This window comes from Mesorhizobium sp. M0306 (assembly GCF_040321655.1).
Classification (GTDB): Bacteria; Pseudomonadota; Alphaproteobacteria; order Rhizobiales; family Rhizobiaceae; genus Mesorhizobium.
In genome coordinates, this window is the sequence record NZ_JAMYRY010000011.1 from 63,419 (window position 1) to 80,630 (window position 17,212).

11 protein-coding genes are annotated in these 17,212 nt (G+C 62.1%); 6 read left to right on the top strand and 5 right to left on the bottom strand.

The window, feature by feature from the left end; translation table 11 throughout:
• Nucleotides 1-40 precede the first annotated feature (40 nt).
• Entirely contained in the window at nucleotides 41-3,124 is a 3,084-nt protein-coding gene (locus NKI95_RS17480) for an efflux RND transporter permease subunit (protein ID WP_352718366.1), read from the bottom strand.
• Nucleotides 3,121-4,398, bottom strand: coding sequence for an efflux RND transporter periplasmic adaptor subunit (locus NKI95_RS17485; protein ID WP_502909179.1), 1,278 nt, complete (start codon nucleotides 4,396-4,398; stop codon nucleotides 3,121-3,123). The genes NKI95_RS17480 and NKI95_RS17485 overlap by 4 nt, the downstream gene beginning before the upstream one ends.
• Nucleotides 4,399-4,548: 150 nt before the next feature.
• Here NKI95_RS17485 and NKI95_RS17490 point away from each other — a divergent pair, with 150 nt between their 5' ends.
• The 5 genes from NKI95_RS17490 (at nucleotide 4,549) to NKI95_RS17510 (ending at nucleotide 9,165) form a co-directional block, all read left to right on the top strand.
• On the top strand, nucleotides 4,549-5,085 hold the full coding sequence (locus NKI95_RS17490) for a TetR/AcrR family transcriptional regulator (protein ID WP_292663723.1): 537 nt from the start codon (nucleotides 4,549-4,551) through the stop codon (nucleotides 5,083-5,085).
• 144 nt (nucleotides 5,086-5,229) lie between these two features.
• Nucleotides 5,230-6,834 (top strand): inorganic phosphate transporter, encoded by a 1,605-nt coding sequence (locus tag NKI95_RS17495; protein ID WP_352718368.1) that lies wholly within the window; start codon nucleotides 5,230-5,232, stop codon nucleotides 6,832-6,834.
• Nucleotides 6,835-6,906: 72 nt separating this feature from the next.
• Nucleotides 6,907-7,932, top strand: a complete 1,026-nt coding sequence (locus NKI95_RS17500; protein ID WP_352718369.1) for a transporter — start codon at nucleotides 6,907-6,909, stop codon at nucleotides 7,930-7,932.
• A 167-nt stretch (nucleotides 7,933-8,099) separates the two neighbouring features.
• Entirely contained in the window at nucleotides 8,100-8,744 is a 645-nt protein-coding gene (locus NKI95_RS17505) for a carbonic anhydrase (protein WP_352718371.1), read from the top strand.
• 10 nt (nucleotides 8,745-8,754) lie between these two features.
• Complete coding sequence (locus tag NKI95_RS17510) at nucleotides 8,755-9,165, top strand: nuclear transport factor 2 family protein (RefSeq protein ID WP_352670458.1); 411 nt, start codon at nucleotides 8,755-8,757, stop codon at nucleotides 9,163-9,165.
• Nucleotides 9,166-9,282: 117 nt separating this feature from the next.
• Here the strand turns inward: NKI95_RS17510 and NKI95_RS17515 are convergent, their stop codons facing one another.
• Nucleotides 9,283-9,711 (bottom strand): hypothetical protein, encoded by a 429-nt coding sequence (locus NKI95_RS17515; RefSeq protein ID WP_352718372.1) that lies wholly within the window; start codon nucleotides 9,709-9,711, stop codon nucleotides 9,283-9,285.
• A gap of 216 nt (nucleotides 9,712-9,927) precedes the next feature.
• Here NKI95_RS17515 and NKI95_RS17520 point away from each other — a divergent pair, with 216 nt between their 5' ends.
• Nucleotides 9,928-11,976, top strand: coding sequence for a M3 family metallopeptidase (locus NKI95_RS17520; RefSeq protein ID WP_352718373.1), 2,049 nt, complete (start codon nucleotides 9,928-9,930; stop codon nucleotides 11,974-11,976).
• A gap of 381 nt (nucleotides 11,977-12,357) precedes the next feature.
• Here the strand turns inward: NKI95_RS17520 and NKI95_RS17525 are convergent, their stop codons facing one another.
• Both NKI95_RS17525 and NKI95_RS17530 read right to left on the bottom strand, forming a co-directional pair.
• The gene (locus NKI95_RS17525) at nucleotides 12,358-13,665 is read right to left on the bottom strand and encodes an LGFP repeat-containing protein (RefSeq protein WP_352718374.1); all 1,308 of its coding nucleotides are present in this window, start codon (nucleotides 13,663-13,665) and stop codon (nucleotides 12,358-12,360) included.
• Between the two features lie 254 nt (nucleotides 13,666-13,919).
• On the bottom strand, nucleotides 13,920-17,117 hold the full coding sequence (locus tag NKI95_RS17530; RefSeq protein WP_352718376.1) for an AfsR/SARP family transcriptional regulator: 3,198 nt from the start codon (nucleotides 17,115-17,117) through the stop codon (nucleotides 13,920-13,922).
• Nucleotides 17,118-17,212 lie beyond the last annotated feature (95 nt).

Here is a 17,212-nt window from a genome sequence, read left to right on the forward strand (position 1 = left end):
TCAAAAAGGCCCGAGATCCGGCCTTCTTTATTAGCGGAATCTATTCTGGCATTACCGGCATCAGCTTCGGATCCGGCTTTTCGGCGTGATGCGGCAGGTCCTTGCTGGCGATAAAGGTGTAGAACATCGGCACCACGAACAGCGTGAACATGGTTCCGACCAGGATGCCGGTGAAGATCACCAGGCCCATCGAATAGCGTGCCGCGGCACCCGCGCCGCTGGAGATGATCAGCGGCACCACGCCGAGCGCCATCGCCGCCGTCGTCATCAGGATCGGCCGCAGCCGCACCCTGGCGGACGCGATGATCGCATCGCGCCGCCGCATGCCGTGCATTTCACGCTGCTGGTTGGCGAACTCGACCAGAAGGATGCCGTGCTTGGTGATCAGGCCGATCAGCGTGATCAAGCCGACCTGGGTATAGATGTTGAGCGTGCCGAGCCCGATATTAAGCGGCACGATCGCGCCGAAGATCGAGAGCGGCACCGCCATCATAATGATCAACGGATCGCGGAAGCTTTCGAACTGCGCCGCCAGCACCAGGTAGATGACGAGCACAGCCGCCGCGAAGGCGATGATGATCGTGTAGCCCTGTTGCTTCTCCTGCCTCGACTGGCCGGTATAGTCGATGAAGAACGTGTCGGGCAGACTTTCCCTGGCGATGTCCTCGATGGTCTTCAGCCCGTCACCGGTGGTGACGGTGGGCAATGGCAGAGCGGAAATCGTGGCGGAGTTCAACTGGTTGAACTGCTCGATGGCGGCCGGCGACGCGTTGGTCGAGATCTTCACCACCGCCGAGAGCGGCACCATCTCGCCCGACACGCTGCGCACGAAATACTCCCCCAGCTTTTCGGGATTGTCGCGGAATTGCTGCGGTACCTGCGGGATGATGTCGTAGCTGTTGGATTCGCGGTCGAATTGCGCCACCTCGGCGCCACCGACCAACAGGGTCAGCGTCCGGCCGATGTCGGCGATCGGCAGGTTGAGCGCGGCGGCGCGATCGCGGTCGATCGTCACCGTCACTTGCGGCGCGTCGTAGGACATCGAATTCTGCACGGCGAGGAAGCGACCGGAGGCCTGCGCCTTGTTCTTGATGTTCTCGGCCGCCTCGTACACCTGGGAGGCCTCGCCGGTCGAGCGCACCACCATTGTGATTGGCAGGCCGCCGCCGGAGCCGGGCAGCGTCGGCGGCGCGAAGACGAAAGCCTCGACGCCTGCCACCTTGGCAAGGCGGGCAGTGATGTCTTCCTGAAGTTCCTTCGAGCTGCGCGCGCGCTCGGCCCAGTCCTTGAACGCAAAGCCGACGAAAGCGCTGTTCGTCGGGCCTTGGAACGCGACGGCGGAGAACCGCGCCCTGGTTTCGGGGATATCATTCACCAGCCCGAGAATCTGGTTCACATAGGTCTCGGTGTAGTCCGACGTCGCATAGCGCGGCGCGTTCACAATAGACAGCAAGAAGCCCTGGTCTTCTTCCGGCGCCAGTTCGCTCGAGGTCTTGGTGAACATGAAACCGGTGGTGGCGACCAGCGCGAGGACGATCATCAGCGTCACCGGGCGATAGTTCAACGAACCGGTGACCAGCCGCTCATAGACGTGTTCGACGCGCCCGAACGTATTGTCGACAATGCGCTGGAAGCGGCTGTGCGAGCCGGACCTCAGGATACGTGCCGACATCATCGGCGTGATGGTGAGGGCGACGACACCCGAAAGCACCACCGAGCCGGCAAGCGTCACCGCGAATTCACGAAACAGTGCGCCTGTCAGACCGCCGGTGAAGGCCAGCGGCGCGAACACCGCGGCCAGGGTTATCGTCATGGCGACGACGGCGGACGAGATCTCCCGCATGCCGTTGAAGGCCGCCTGCATCGGCGACAAACCGTCTTCCTCCATGTGGCGGTGGATGTTTTCCACCACCACGATGGCATCGTCAACAACCAGTCCGATCGCCAGCACCATGGCCAGCAACGACAATAGGTTGATCGAATAACCCAAAGAAAACAGCAGGAAACAGACGCCGATCAGCGACAGCGGAATGGTCACGATCGGCATCAGCACCGAGCGGAACGAGCCGAGGAAGAGCAGGATGACGACGATGACGATGGCGACCGCCTCGCCGATGGTCTTGAACACCTCCTCGATCGACGCGCTGATCTGCTCGGTTGAGTCGTAGACGATCTCGATCGTCATGCCGAGCGGCAGCGTCTCCTGGATGGTCGGCACAATCTTGTGGATCGCCGCCGCGGTGGTCAGCGGATTGGCGGCCGGCGTCGGAAAGATGGCGAGAAAGATGCCGGGCTTCCCGTTGAAGGTGACCCTGGTGTCGGTGCTCGCCGCGGCGAGTTCGACGCGGGCCACGTCGCGCAGCCTCACCACATTGCCGTCTTTCGAGCGGAGCGGAAGGGCAGCGAAAGCCTCCGGCGTCTGCAGGGTCGAGCGAACCGTGATCGAGGAAGCCACATATTCGTTTTCGGTATCGCCGGGCGCGGAGAGGAAATTCGATTCGTTGATGGCGGTCAGCACTTCCGCCGCCGTCACGCCGCGCGCCGCCAGTTTGATCGGGTCGATCCAGACACGCATCGAATATTCGGCGGCGCCGAAAATCTGCACGTCCGCAACACCTTCGACCGTCGAGATACGCGGCCGCACGACACGCTCGATATATTCGGTGAGCTGTTCCGGCGTCATGTTCGGGTTCTGCATCGAGATGTACATCATCGCGAACTGCTGGCCGGTGCCCTTGACGATCACCGGGTCTTTGGTTTCGTCCGGCAGATCGCCGCGAACGCTCTGAACCTTCGACAAGACTTCGTTCAGCGCGACGTCGGGGTCGGAGCCGAGCTTCATCTGCACTGTCACGGTGCTGGAGGACGGCCGGCTCGACGACGTGACATAATCGATGTTTTCGGTCGAAGCGACGGCACGCGCGATCGGCGCGGAAATGAACCCCTGGATTAGGTCGGCGCTGGCGCCGGGATAGGCCGTGGTGATCGTGATGGCCGTTTCTTCAACCTCTGGATACTGCCGGATCGAAAGGTTGAAAATGCCCTGAAAACCCAGAAGCAGGATCATGCAGGCAAGCACGGTCGAAAGGACCGGGCGGCGGATGAAGAGGTCGGAAAAGCTCATTGCTGGGCTGCCTGCTGGTTCCCTGGCTTGCTCGGATCGATCGTGTTGTCGACGGCAACGGACATGCCGTTGGAGAGCCGGTTCTGGCCGGCGGTAACGACTTCGTCGCCGGGCTCGATACCCTGCAGTATCTCGACTAGGCCGGCGTTGCGGCGGCCTGGCTTGACGAACACCTGGGCTAGCACGAGCTGCGGCTTCTGTTCTTCCGCTGCCGGCTTGTCTTCCGCTGCGGGTTTGGCTGGGGTAGCGGCCGGCTTTTCTTCGGGTTTTGCCGCGGGTGCTTCGGCTGCGGGCTTGGCAGCATCTGCAGCCGGCTTTTCTTCCGGCTTTGCCTCGGGAGCCGCGCCGTTGGCTTCGGCGGATTTGGCCGGGCGCACCACGAAGACGAAGTCGCCGTACAGGCTGGAGGTCAGTGCCGTCTGCGGCAGCGCCAGCACGTCGTTCTCCTCGGGCAGTTCGACGCGCACCTGGACGAACTGGCCGGGCGTCAGCTTGCCTTCCGGATTGCCGACCTCCGCCCTCACCGTCACCAGTCGGCTGGTCGGGTCGATCTTCGGATCGATACCGCGGATGCTACCGGCGAACGGCATGTCGCCGCCGCCGACGCCCAGCCGCACCGTCTGTCCGATCTTCAGCTGCGGAAGCTGCTGCTCCGGCACGGTGAAATCGACACGCATCGTATCCAAGTCCTGCAAGGTCACCACAGCGGTGCCGGGTGTGAGATACTGGCCAAGGTCGATTTTCGGAATACCGACGGTACCCTTGAAGGGGGCCGTCAACTGCTTTTGGTCGAGCACCGCTTGCAGCTTGTTTACCTGCGCGGCGGAGACCGATGCCGCGGCCTGCGCCGTGTCGAGCGTAGCGTCGGTGCCGACCCCGCGCTTCTGCAGCTCGAGAGCGCGCATCAGCGTCGTCTGGTCGGATGTGGCTTGCGCCTTCGACGCCACGAGATCGGCTCGCTCGACTTCATCGTCGAGCTGCAGCAGCACGGCGTTGGCGGCGACCTTCTGATTGGCATGGAACAGGATGTCCTTGACGATGCCCGCCGTTTCGACCGTGAGGTCGACGCCGCGCACGGCACTGACAGTGCCGATCGCCTCGATGCCGGGCGTCCAGGACATCGGTTTGACGATGACCGTCGACACGGTCGCGGCCGGCGGCTTCATGGTGGCGAAGAACTGTTTGATCGCATTGTCGCGAAACAGGTTGAAGCCGACGATGCCGCCGCACACCAGCACGAGCAGAATGAAGGCGATGATGAAGCGCTTGATCACGAACAGTCCCCTCGGCCATGGCCCAGCATAACGGTCGGACGACCGGAACACATACCTGTGACTGGTCCCAATTTCAAATGACGGCGATCTTACTGTACCGTCTGGACGGTCTTGTCAATTCCGCCTAAGCTAATGAATGGGGAACGCTTGATGAAGGCCCGCAGAGCAAATTCGCGCGAGAAGATTCTCGCCGCCGCCGCCGACGTGGCGCGCGAGACGGGTCCTGGCAGCCTTTCGCTGGATGCGGTCGCCAGCCGTGCCGGCGTGTCGAAAGGTGGTCTTCTCTACAATTTCCCGACCAAGGCGAAATTGATGCAGGCGCTGGTGGAGGATTACCTCAGTGCGTTCCAACAGGCGCTTGAGGCCGCCCGCACCAACGGTGTCAGCGGTGAGAGCCCGCTTGCGGCCTATATCAGGCTTTCGGCCGAGCATGCGGAGGAGTCGAAACCGTCTGCGTCCTGGATTTTTTCGGCGATTGCCGAGGATCCCGATTTCCTGACGCCAATAAAATCGTTCAGGCGGCAGCTGTTCCAGCGGCTGAAGGGGGAGACTCCTAACCTCAGGGCGCTGCTGGTCTGCTATCTCGCCATCGAAGGGCTTCGCAGCATGAACCTGTTCGGTTCGGACATTCTCTCCGCCGAAGAGCGCCGGCTGCTGATATCGACGCTGCTGGAGATCGCGGAATAGTCCAGGAATGCGCCGGCCGGGTTCAGTTGCCTCGGTCGCTTCGATCGCCCGTTTGCGTCGACCCAAAGTGCCTGCCGTCACACAGGCTTCATTGTGCCGACATAGCGTCCTCCCATTCTTTGCTGCAACGCAGGAGGAGTGGGTATGGTCGATATTGTTTCAAGCGAGGCAGGAATTCCAAGGCCGGAGCATCCGCTCGACCGGCCAAGCGGCACCGGCAAATGGTTTCTGCCGGCCTTTGCCGTCATTGTTCTGGGCGGCCTTGCCTATGTCGGCTACGCGCTCAGCCAGGACCTGACCAGCACCGTCGCGGTGCCGTGGATCCTGCTTGGCCTGGCGCTGCTGATCGCGCTCGGCTTCGAATTCGTCAACGGTTTTCACGACACCGCCAATGCGGTGGCAACCGTGATCTACACGCATTCCATGCCGGCCGAGCTTGCGGTGATGTGGTCCGGCTTCTTCAACTTCCTCGGCGTGCTTACCGCCAGCGGAGCGGTCGCCTTCGGCATCATATCGCTGCTGCCGGTCGAGCTGATCCTTCAGGTCGGCTCGAGCGCGGGGCTAGCCATGGTTTTCGCGCTGCTGGTCGCAGCGATCATGTGGAACCTCGGAACCTGGTATCTCGGCCTGCCTGCCTCGAGCTCGCACACGCTGATCGGTTCGATCATCGGCGTCGGTCTCGCCAACCAGTTCATGGCCCCGGCCGGCTCCGTCACTAGCGGCGTCGACTGGTCACAGGCATCCAATGTCGGCCTGTCGCTTCTGATCTCGCCGCTGGTCGGATTCGGCCTGGCCGCGCTGCTGCTTCTGGTGATGAAGCTGCTGGTCAGGAACCGCGAGCTCTACGAGGCGCCCAAGTCGAGCGCTCCGCCGCCACTGTGGATTCGCGCGCTGCTTATCTTCACCTGCACCGGCGTGAGCTTTGCCCACGGCTCCAATGACGGGCAAAAGGGCATGGGCCTCATCATGCTCATCCTGATCGGCGTGGTGCCGACCGCCTTCGCGCTCAACCGCACACCGGACGTGAACTATCTCGAAGCTTACAAATCCGCGGCGACCCAGGTCGAAACGGTACTCGGCAAATACGTCAAGCCCGGCGTCGCTGTGACCGACGCGGCGACCGTGGTCGGCGACGCCGTTCGCACCAAGACCTGGAAGGACGAGACCACGCCTGCCCTGCAGAGCTTCATCCACGACACCAGCGCCATGTTGTCGCCCTATCCGTCCGTGGAAAAGCTGCCGACAACGCTGGTCAGCAACGCCCGCAACAACATCTATCTTATCGGTGAAGCGCTGAAGCTGATCGACAAGAGGAAGCTGCTGCCGATGCAGGCAGACGACCTGAAGGCGGTGACGACCTATCATAAGGCCGTCGACAACGCGACGAAGTTCATCCCGCTCTGGGTCAAGGTCGCCATCGCGCTGGCGCTCGGCCTCGGCACCATGGTCGGCTGGAAGCGCATCGTCGTCACCGTCGGCGAGAAGATCGGCAAAAGCCATCTGACCTACGGCCAGGGCGCGTCCGCCGAGCTTGTCGCGATGGCGACGATCGCATCGGCCGACTATCTCGGCCTGCCGGTCTCAACCACCCATGTGCTGTCGTCGGGCGTTGCCGGCACCATGGCGGCGAATGGTTCGGGCCTGCAATGGTCGACGGTGCGCAACATGCTGATGGCCTGGATACTGACCCTTCCGGCCTCCATCTGTCTTGCCTTCGTGCTGTTCGTCATCTTCCGCCAGGTATTCTGAGCGGGGGCAGGGTTTGACCAGAATGTCGCGGCGCCGCCCGGATCATCTGAACGTGCATCGTTTCGGCCGGCCATGAATGACGCATCGCATCTGACATTGCTCGCCGCGGACGATCAGCACCATACTCCTGGGCTGGTCTGGGCCTATCATGCCGCTCCCGGCAAAGCTCCCGAACCGCTGGCGCCCCGAGACATAGAACCCGCGCTGGCCTCAGCGGACGGCTGGGTCTGGCTGCATGTCGACCTAGTCGACCGGCGCGCCCATTCCTGGGTCAGCCACGCCTGCGCGCTGCCGGCGTCGGCTCATGCAATCCTCGAAGGACATGAGGACAGCCTGGTGCTGGCGCATGAGAATGGCGTCGTTCACGGCATTTCGGCCGACCTGCATGGCGAGATCGCCCATCAGTCGACGACCATCGGCAGATTGCATTTTGCGGTCTCGGAGCGGCTGCTGGTCACCGGCCGCCGGCATCCGCTGGCGGCGGTGGAGGAAGTGCACACTGCCCTTGCCGCGGGGCTGCGGCCGGCCACGGCATTCGAGCTGTTCGAAACGCTGGTCATGGCTTTTTGCAAGACCACCAGCCTGCGGCTCGCCGCGGCGACGAAGCGCCTGGACGCAGTCGAGGATCATCTCGTGACCGAGCGGCTTGCAGACGAAAGACGGCAGCTGAAGGATGTGCGCCGCCTTGCCGTATCCCTGCATCGGCCGATCTCGGCCCTGGCAGCGCTTTTCCAGGATGAAGACCGTTCCGCGTGGAACCTTTCCGCCGGCGCACATGAAGTTCTGCGCCGGCTTGCTGCGCGCCTTGAACGGCTCGACCGCGAGGTCGTCATGATCAACGACCGGGCAAGGCTGCTGCAGGAGGAGCTTGCGGCTGAGCTTGCCGACGAATCGAACCGCAGCCTCAAGGCGCTGGCGGTGATGAGCGCGCTGCTTTTGCCGGGAACGCTGATCGTCGGCATTTTCGGCATGAACACTGGCGGGCTGCCATTCACCGAGAGCCCCAGCGGCTTCTTCCTGGCGATGCTGCTCGCGGTCGGCGCGACCGCCCTGTTCTACTGGCTTCTGCTGCGCGCCGGCGCCAATCTGCGGTTCTGAGGCCGATTAATGGCGCCGTTCGTTCACCTGTATGCAAAGTACGGGCTGGCACGTCGAAACCACGCCATCCCGCCTTCCGAAAATCGGTTCCGATTTTCGGGCCGATGCGCTAGAGCCTTTCGGGATTGAACCGTGCCTTTAACCCGGAAAGGCTCCCGCCGCTGCCCATGCCCCACCTTCCCGAGCATCTTCTCACCGGCTATCGCAGTTTCATGAGCGGTCGGTATCTCACCGAAAGCGGGCGTTATCGCGCGCTGGCGCGGGAGGGCCAGGCACCGGAAACGATGATCGTCGCCTGTTGCGATTCCCGCGCCGCGCCTGAAGCGATCTTCGATGCCGGGCCAGGCGAGTTGTTCGTGCTGCGCAATGTCGGCAATCTGGTGCCGCCCTATGCGCCCGACGATCAGTTCCACTCGACATCGGCGGCGCTCGAATTTGCCGTGCAGAGCCTCAAGGTCAAGAACATCGTGGTGATGGGTCACGGCCGCTGCGGCGGCATCCGCGCAGCACTCGACACCACGGCCGCGCCGTTGTCGCCGGGTGATTTCATCGGCAAATGGATGAGCCTGATCGCGCCGGCGGCCGAGACCGTATCGTCGAGCACCTTCATGACCGCGACCGAGCGCCAGACGGCGCTGGAGCGCATCTCGATCCGCTATTCCATCGCCAATCTGCGCACCTTCCCTTGCGTCTCGATCCTCGAAGGCAAGGGGCGGCTGTCGCTGCACGGCGCCTGGTTCGACATCTCGACCGGCGAGCTTTGGGTGATGAACAAGGACACCGGCGATTTCGAGCGGCCCGACACGGAGTAGGAGGCTGGGCATGGTGCGACTTCGGGACGCGTTCGCGGCTGCGGCACTGCTCTGCTCGGCAGATTTCGCCCGTGCCGACGACAGCGCGATCATCGACCGCTGGTATTCGGCACTGCTCGTCGCCGACCGCAGCGAATTGTCGGACCTGCTCGCCGACAACGTCCGCATCAAGCTCGATGACCTCGGCGTCGTGCAAAGCAAGCAGGAATTCATCGCCTCGATCGCCGAGTGGCAAGGCGCCGTCGCCGGGGCCGAAATCCGCCATCGGATCGAGAAATCGGAAGGCGGCGTCACCACTGTGATCGCCTGCTATGATTTTCCCAGCAACGACATGCTGATGCAGGAGACCTTTGCGGTCGCCAACGACCAGATCACCGCCAGTTCGCAAGCCGCGATCGCCGAAAACTGCGACGGTTACTGACCGAGTTTTCCGCCCAGGGCTTTTTTGGTGACGGGCGCTGGAATTGCCGATGTTATTTCGCGTCTAAAAAGCGCACTGTCATCGTAGTTCCCGTAATTCCACCCAATATCGAGGTCTCTAAAACGATATAGACGACACGATTGCTCGGGCAACGTCCAATTCTTTCAGGCAATCTGTATCATTAGCCATACCAAGGTATGTCATGAATACAACATCATTCCCATTCGACAAATACCAGGCAGACAACAATTGATCATCGGTGTCGGACAATACGCCAACAGAGATTATGCTTTCGGACTCGTTCTTTGTGATATTCCCTGCATCTATGGAATTATTCTGACAAAACTGGAGCATAAACGTTCTCAGAGCGTTAAAGTCTACGTTTGGTTTTTCTCCGCCACGATACTTCGCAATTGAGAATTGAATCGCGCCGCAGCCGTCCGTTTCTTTGGCTAAGGTAGGTGGCGATCCCTCAGGAAGATCGCCGGCTATGTCTACCCATCCGGCAGGCAGGTCGAAGGTGAGGCCATGGAATTCTACTCTCATTAAGGTTCCTTTGGATGGTGTCAGGATGCGAGTGGAAGCCTCCGTCGAAATAAAATGCATGTTACAAGATAATATCTTGGTAGGCATTGAATTCGGCTCGAACGATACTCGCAGCACCATGTGGCCACGCTTTAGCACTACCAGGCGCTGTTGCGTGGAGCCGGCCGCCGCCTTACATCGGTGACGATCCACCTCCCACTCAGCGAAAGTTTGTCCATGCCGTCCACCGTCGACCTCGCCGCCCATCCGCTGACCGCATGGCAAGGGCCGCTCGGCCTGCCCGATTTCACGCGCATCGGCGATGGCGATTTTTCTCGGGTCTTCGACGCCGCCCTGAAGGCGCATGAAGCCGAGATCGAGGCGATTGCCGGCAACACCCGGACGCCGACGATCGAAAACACGCTTGCCGCACTTGAGCTTGCCGGCGAGGCGCTCGACCATGTCTCCTCGATCTTCTGGTGCCGCGCCGGCGCCCACACCAATGAGGCGATCCAGGCGCTGGAGCGCGACATCTCGCCAAAGATGTCGCGGCATTTCTCGGCGATTTCGATGAACGAGCGGCTGTTTGCCCGCATCGACGATCTCTATCAGCGCCGCGATGCCTTGAAGCTCGATGCCGAAACGCTGCGAGTCTTGGAAAAGACCTGGAAAAACTTCGTCCGCTCCGGCGCCAGGCTCGACGCCGAAGGCAAGAAGCGGCTCGCCTCGATCAACGAGGAATTGTCGTCGCTCGGCACCAATTTCGGCCAGAACGTGCTTGCCGACGAGCGCGACTGGGCGCTGTTCCTCGATGAGGCTGACCTTGCCGGCCTGCCGGAATTCCTGAAAAGCTCGATGGCGGAAGCCGCCGAGATGCGCGGCCAGAAGGGCCGCTACGCGGTCACTTTGTCGCGTTCGATCTACGAGCCGTTCTCGACCTTCTCAGAACGCCGCGACCTGCGCGAGACAGCGTTCCGCGCCTTCATCATGCGTGGTCAGAATGGCGGCGCCACCGACAACACGGAAGTGGTGCGCGACATGCTGCGCCTGCGCGCCGAGAAGGCGAAGCTGCTCGGCTATCCTTCCTACGCCGGATTGAAGCTCGACGATACCATGGCCAAGACGCCGGAGGCGGTGCACGCGCTGCTCGATCCGGTCTGGGAAAAGGCGGTGGAAAAGGCGGCAAGCGACCGGGCCGAATTGCAGCGGCTGGCGGCGAAGGCCGGCAGCAACGAGAAATTCGCCGCCTGGGACTGGCGCTTCTATCAGGAGAAGCTGCGCGCAGAGAAATTCGCCTTCGACGAGGCCGAGCTGAAGCCATATCTGCAGCTCGACCGCATCATCGAGGCCTGTTTCGACGTTGCAACGCGATTGTTCGGCATTTCTTTTGAGGAAAAGAAGGGCATTGCCACCTGGCATCCGGACGCACGTGTTTTCGCGGTGAAGAATGCCGACGGCAGCGAGCGCGGACTGTTCCTCGCCGATTATTTCGCGCGACCCTCGAAGCGCTCCGGCGCTTGGATGAGCGCGCTGAAATCCGGCTACAAGCTTGGCGATGGCTCCAAGCCGGTCATCTACAACATCATGAATTTCGCCAAGCCGCCGGCCGGCGAGGCAGCCTTGCTATCGGTCGACGAGGCCAAGACCCTGTTCCACGAATTCGGTCACGCGCTGCACGGCATGCTGACCGACGTTACCTGGCCATCGGTCGCTGGCACCTCGGTCAGCCGCGATTTCGTCGAGCTGCCTTCGCAGCTCTACGAACACTGGCTGACGGTGCCGGCGGTGCTGGAAAAGCATGCCCTGCATGTCAAGACCGGCAAGCCGATGCCAAAGGCCCTGGTCGACAAGATGCTGGCGGCGCGCACTTTCGGCGCTGGCTTCGCCACGGTCGAGTTCACCGCCTCCGCCTTGGTCGACATGGCCTACCATGCGCGGCCGGATGCGCCGCAGGAGCCGCTTCGTTTCGAAACCGAAACGCTCGAAAAGCTCGACATGCCCGACACCATCGCGATGCGCCACCGCACCCCACATTTCGGCCATATCTTTGCGGGCGATGGCTATTCTGCGGGCTATTACTCCTACATGTGGTCGGAAGTGCTCGACGCCGACGCTTTCGCCGCCTTCGAGGAAACAGGCGATCCCTTCAACCCGGCGCTGGCCGAGCGGTTGCGCAAGAACATCTACGCCGCCGGCGGCTCAAAGGACCCGGAAGAACTCTACACCGCCTTCCGCGGCAAGATGCCTTCCCCGGAAGCGATGATGGCCAAGCGCGGGCTGGTGTGATGCATGCCCGCTCTTGTCACCGTTCTCTTTCCATCTGATTGATGTCGGCTGTCATGGCGTCGGGTTGCGCACCGCCTGATCCGGTTTCCGCCGGTCCCGCTCGGCCTCGTTGGCTGCGGCCGCGTCGTTGAGGTGACTGCCTTAATGCGGTCTCCATCGTTCCGGCCGAAGGAGCCGGGTTGATGGCGGCGCTACGGGCTGTGCGGGGGGTGGCAACGACAGCTTGCCCGCTATGCTGATCGGCGCTGCCGCATCTGGACCGAGCCTTGCGACGACCGCTACGGAAATAAATCTCTCAGTCGCGAACTGTCAGCCCCGCCAACGGAAAGGCGGGGCTGGTAAGTTGATTGTCCCGGCAAGCTTTTTGCCGGGGCGATTGGCCTAGGCAGGCACAAAGCCAAAATAGGCTTTGTAGGAAGCCCCGTCGCCGGAAATCAGGGGTGTTTCCACTTTGAACCCAATCCCATTGAAGGTGGTATTGTTCGTGCGTGCCGCGAGCAACACCATCTGCTTTGCGGAGATGGTCACTGTCGTGCTCCCGATCCTGTCATCGCCCCAGTCGAAGAGATCGCTGATGGCGCCGCCGATCGATGGCATCAAGGTTCCTAGGGCCGGGCCGGCGATAGCAGCAATGATAGGTCCCGCTACCGGAATGAGGCCCAAAGCAAGCGTACCGGCCGTATGGACGCCCATGACGATCTTCTGCACCTCGTCCTTGTATTTGTTGGGATCGCCAAAATCGTTTTCCATCAGCACCGTACCGATATTGATGCCGTAGGGCTTGCCTCGATAGATTTCCATAAGGTCGGGTCTTGTATCTCCGGCATCGACGTCGCCGTAGACCTGGCTGCGCTTGGTGTCGGCGATCTGCGGCGTTGTCACGCTGACGATGACATATGGTTCATCCGCACTCGATCCCTGATCCCAGTCGGTCTCGCCGAAGCAATGGAGGCCGGTATAGTGGACGACGACATCTCGAAGGTCGATCGCGCCGGTGTCGGGCCACCAGTATATGCCGCCGTTTTCAAACAAATTGGCGCGGCCTCCTTCGGCAAATTCGGTCTCGTCGGTGGTTGGGTACCCCAGATATGACCGCTCCCAGCCCAAGCTTTCCCACTTCTTTCGAATGTCGCCGTACACCACGTTGGCTCCTGTGTTCGGCGTCCAGTAGATCGAGCCGGCGTTGGCAAAATGGTTGTAGCGCCCGACGCCGTCGGGAGTTCCGGTTTCGTCGGTGACCGGATAGCCGAGAACAGAGCGCTCCCAGCCCATTGCTGCCCATTTGCCGCGAATTGCCCCCCAAATCGCTTGAGCACCGGTATTCGGCGTCCAGTAGATTGAGGCAGTGTTGTTGTTGAAGTGATTGTATCGGCCGACGCCGTCGGGAGTTCCGGTTTCGTCGGTGCAGGGAATCCCCCACGCGAGACCGCCAAGTGCGATCCATTTCCTATAGATTTCGCCATGGATCTCAAAGGCGTTGTGCATGGCATCGTTGTAGCAAATGCATAAGCCATTCTTGAGATACCAGGCTTTTCCAGTGTCCTTCCGGTCGATCTCAGCGAAGCCGGCGCCTCCAAGGGAGTTGTACTTTTGCTGTATGACGGCTTCCGGCGAGAGGAGCGACCAAGGCCCGATCCTGAGCTGATCGGAAAGTCTTGTGGCTCCAGCGCGGGCGGCGCCGGCACGCACTCTCGAAGTTGCTCTGGCAGTATACGGCATGACCTTTTTCCTTCCTGTGAGTGTTGGTATCGGAGGCTTCAGGCCTCCGGCGATCGGTTGTGATCGACGGGCCGAGGTTCCCAGACCGCGACTTACGGACGGCTTACGGAGTTCCGAGCTGCGCCAGAGCAATTCCAGGAAAAGTGTGAAACGGTTTTCCGTCCGGAATTGCGCAAAAATAAGAGATAGAGCGGTTCGGCGTTTCCGTGAAACGATGAACCGGTCTAGAGAAACGGGCGCACGAGCGAACGCAGCAAAGGCGAGGGCTCGTCATCGCCGGTCGAAGCGAGCGCGCGTTCATAGCGCCGGTAATCCTCGATGGCGCCGGCATGGTCGTTCCTGGAGAGGCTCTCCTGGATGAGCGTGCCATGGAGTTTGGCCGATTCCGGGTAGAAATCGAGGGCACGCCGGCACGCCTGGCGTGCCCGATCCGCGTTGCCTTGGCTCTGCCAGTGTTTGGCGATCCGCACGGCAAGCTCCACAAACCCGTCCCGCACCCGGTCGGCCGCGGCGTTCGACCAGGCGGGCGTCGGGCCATTCGAGAAAAGCGGGCCGACAAAGCCTTCCAGCAGCATCTCCTGCTCCTCGATTGCGCTGTCTCTTCGGCCCGACAGGACGCGTTTCAGCCGGTCTTCCCAATCCTGCAGATCGATCCAGACCTTGTCGGCAGCGAGCCGCAAACGGCCTTCTCTCAGCGTTACGAGTTCGCCTTGCCCGAGCAACTTGCGCAAACGATGTAGCGCCTGCTCCAAGGCCGCTTTGGCCTGGTCGCCGTCGAGGTCGGGCCAGAGCCAATCCTGCAGGGTTTCCACAGAACAGACCTGGTCCCTCGACAGGCAGATAATGCGCAATATGTCGAGCGCGCGGGTAGGTTTGGCACCGGGCGCGACCTCGGCGCCATCGATCTCGAGGCGGAAGCCTCCCATCAAGTGGATCCTGAGCGGCCAAGGCCACTGGGCGGGTCGGCCAGCGGGCGGGACCAGATATCGCGCCCGAACGACGCGGCGGCAGAGATCGATGTCGATCTTTCGCTCCAGCGCGTCGGCGACCAGATCGGCCAATAAGTCCGGCAGGTTGAGCAGGATTGCGGAGGGGTTTACCTCGCGCAACGCCTCCATGAATTCAGCCAGACGAGCGCCATAGGGCGCGCCGCCGTTCCACTTCTGCTCCAGGGCCTGGGCGGCCAGAATGCTCAGTTCGACACGCTGGCGGGGGCCGCCGCTCAGCCTTTCGACGATTTCCTGAAGTAGCGCAATGGCCTCCGCCGGACGCCGATCGGCCAGCAGGACCTGGTATTTGGTGACGTAATGCGGCCAGCGTTCAATCATCGGCTCGTTCGCCCGCTCGATGGCATCCATGAAGACATCGCAGTCGAGATAGGCCTTATCGAAGTCGCCATTGCGCGTGTGCATCGCCGCATGGCAGTCGGCGACTACAGCGACCTGGGTGGTGAACCTGCTGTCCGCAATCTCGCCCAGGCGGGAAACCAGCGCATTGAACTCCGAGAAGTTGTTGTGAAGCTTCATCAGCAATTGAAGCTGATAGAGGGCGCTGAACTCGACGCCCCGCAAGGCATGTTGCTCCCCTATGGTCGTGGCTCGTCGCAAGGCATCCTCGGCCGAGTCGTAGACAAAGCCGCGCCGCGAATAGGGGAAGTAACGGCCGCTGGCCGAGCCAAAGGACACCAGCCACATGCCGAGCACCAGCGGCGGGATATCCGGATGTTCGAGATCGGCGGCAAGGCTGTCCACGGCATTGGCAAAAATGTCGCGCTGCCCCGACGAGGTCGCGTAGTCGATGAGCGCTTCGCTTGCCAGCAGGCGCAACTCGACCGAATCCTCGATCGGCAGACGTATCAGGCGCTGCTGGATATCATTCACGAGGCGCTTCGCGTCGTGGGCTTCGAATTCGCCAGGTTCGGCGAAATCGATGGCCCGCAGGATGCCGAGCCTGACCATCATGAGTTCCTCCGGATCCAAATCCGGCAATCCCTTGGCAAGAAGCTGTGAGGCTCGGCGCGTCCACTCCGCCAGCCCCTCATGCGTACGCCAGCTGGCGGTCTTGACCACGACCGCCCGCGCGACGGTCAGGCATTGGCCGCGCATGTCGGTGTTCTCGAATGCTTGCCATGCCTTGGAGAAGTGCGGTTCGGCCTTCGCGTCGTCCGATCCGAAAGCAACGCCCAGCCAATAATGGACCCACCCGTCCATCTGGTCGGGCGGCAGCCTGTTGCACCATTCGACGAAGCTGGCCCGGCGCCCTTGCGAGAGAACGCCGTTGGCGCACTCCAGAATGAGCTGGCGTGCCAGCGGCCAGGCGCCCGCCTGCAACGCCAGCACGATTGCCGCGTCGGTTTTGTCTGCCTCGTGCAGGACCTTTGCTGCCTGCTCGCGCAGCCTGGAACGGTCCGCTTCCGTCACGCGCCGGTCCAGTAGGCCGGCAAGGTATTCGCGCAACAAGTCATGCAGCTGGAAGGCGGCGCCGCCCGGACCGTCGCGCGTGATCAGCAGCTGGCGATGCTGCAGCCGCTCCAGCAGGCGAGCAGCCTGCGGCGAGCCCAGGAACGCATCGGCAAGCTCCGTGCTGATCTCCGGCAGAAGGTTGAGCCTGATAAGCAGATCCTGGTCCTCCGGCGCGATGTCGCGCAGGAAATAACGTCCGACAATCTCCCGAAGGCCGGCGCCTCCGGCAAGGCCGGTCTGCGAAAGCGGGTAGTACATTCCGGCGTTGGCCAGCAGGAGAAGGCCCACCGCCCAGCCGCGCGCCTCCGAAATGTCGCCGACCTCGGACGGCGATTGCGAGCGGGCGGCGACGAGGTTGCGTGCCTCCGCAGGCGAAAACTCCAGCAGCGTTTGGTTGAGGACCGGCAACTGTCCCGACAGCACGAGGTCGGCGACATCGCCCTCGGGCAGCATCCGCGATGTGCAGATGCAGCGGATGGTGTTGGGGCGTTCGCGCAACAGGATCGCCAGCGTCCGGCGGAAGCCTGGCGCGTCGGCACGATGCAGATCGTCGAGGACCAGGATCGTGCCGGGATCAAGCCGCGAGAAATAGGTGCGGAAGAACAGCCGCGCGAAATCGTCGGAATTGTCGGCATATTCCGGACCGAAGACGGGCATGCCGGCATGCCTGCCGTCGAGCGACAGCGTCAGATAGTGGAAAAGGCGCGCAACGTCCTGGTCCTCGGTGTCGACCCGATACCAGTTGTCCGCCGATTCGCCCTGCTTCAGCCCGCCTTGTTCCAGAAAGTCGATCACCGCGGTGGTCTTGCCGTATCCACCAGGCGCCGCCAGCCAGCATGCACCGCTGTCGAGGGCCTGCGAGAGCAGCGCCACTACGCGCGGACGGCTGACAATTCCCACTGGCCGGGGTGCCGAGAGCTTTGCTATCTCGCGCGGCGCGCCCCGGAAGGATTTATCCATTGTGACGACTCTCGCAGCGCAGTCGCCTCGCGAAAACAGGTAATCGATTCGCCCGCAACAACAAATCGCCGGCCGGCGCTGTGCTCGCCTGACGT